This window comes from Streptomyces sp. NPDC127084, assembly GCF_042724175.1.
Classification (GTDB): domain Bacteria; phylum Actinomycetota; class Actinomycetes; order Streptomycetales; family Streptomycetaceae; genus Streptomyces.
The window spans coordinates 1-1,258 of record NZ_JBHXFA010000385.1; the positions used below are offsets into that span (position 1 = coordinate 1).

At 67.2% G+C, this 1,258-nt stretch carries 2 protein-coding genes; one reads left to right on the top strand and one right to left on the bottom strand.

The window, feature by feature from the left end; all coding sequences use genetic code 11:
* The coding region (locus ACFWI9_RS34415; RefSeq protein WP_387169259.1) for a transposase at positions 1–680 on the bottom strand (680 nt) is incomplete at its 3' end.
* Positions 681–880: 200 nt separating this feature from the next.
* On the opposite strand from ACFWI9_RS34415, the gene ACFWI9_RS34420 reads away from it, so the two are divergent.
* The coding region (locus ACFWI9_RS34420) for a transposase (protein ID WP_387169262.1) at positions 881–1,258 on the top strand (378 nt) is incomplete at its 3' end.

Consider the following 1,258-nt stretch of genomic DNA (forward strand, 5'->3'; position numbering starts at 1 on the left):
ACGAACGGCAGCCCGGCGGCGCCCAGTTCACCGCGGAATCCGTCCTGGTCGCCGTAGGCACTGTCGGACACCACCGCCCGGAACACCGCCCCGGCTTCCGCCGCTTGGCGGGCGAGCACTGCTGCGATCTGCAGCTTTGTGCGAAAGTCGGGGTCACTCCTGGCTCTGGGGAAGTGATGGGAGGGCGTGTAGGGCACCGCATGCAGTGGGTAGTAGACGCGCTCATCGGCCCACAGCGTCGTCACCGTGACCACGCCGTTGTCGGTCTTCCCCAGTCGGCCCAGCCACTGCCGCCCCACATGCGCGGTCGCCTTGCCGTCCTTACGGTCTCCGGAATCATCGATAACCAGCACCCCGCCCGCATACGGCGCGGTCGCCGGATCGGCCAGCAGCATCTCCAAGCGGCGGGCATTGACCAGCTCGTGGTCCCAGCGGGACTCCGACAGGAAGAACTGAAGCCGCTGCACCGCAGCGTCCTGGGCCCCGGCCACCGGCTCCGCCCCGGCCAGGCAGGTCAGCGTCTTGTTACGGTCCCGCGGCAGTAGCAACCCGGTCAGGTATTCACGAAACCCCCGCCGCTGGGCCAGTGAGGAGAACAGATCGTCGAACCGGGCCGCGAACCCCTCCAACGGCCCCGGAGCAGGCGGACAAGGACGCCTCGCAGTCACCACCACGACCACCCCCAACAGCGTCAACTACCCTTGTGCACCGACCTACTGCGGCATCAACCCCATGTCAACAAACCACCGGTAATCAACGGCGGATCTGTTGATCAAGGGAGAGACGCCACGTGAGCGAGACGACGATCGAGCACGAGTCCGTGGAGGGACCGGCCGGTGGTGGGTTGCCGTCGGCCACGTCGGACGAGCAGCTCGTCGCGATGCTGGTTGACCGGGCTCGGAGCGAGGGCCTGCAACTGACCGGCGAGGGCGGACTGTTGCAGTTGCTCACCAAGCGGGTGCTGGAGTCCGCCCTGGAGGGCGAGATCATTGATCACCTCGGCTACGAGAAGCACGATCCGGCCGGGAAGAACAACGGCAACAGCCGCAACGGCACGCGTGCGAAGACCGTGCTGACCGACGTCGGCCCGGTGGAGGTGAGGGTGCCGCGCGATACAGCCGGCAGCTTCGAGCCGCAGCTCGTGAAGAAGCGGCAGCGGCGTCTGACCGGCGTCGACGAGACATCTCATGTCACTGGCGGGTCAAGTGCGGCGGTTATGCGGCCAGTGCGAGAGGTGCCGGGAATGCCTTCCCGGCGT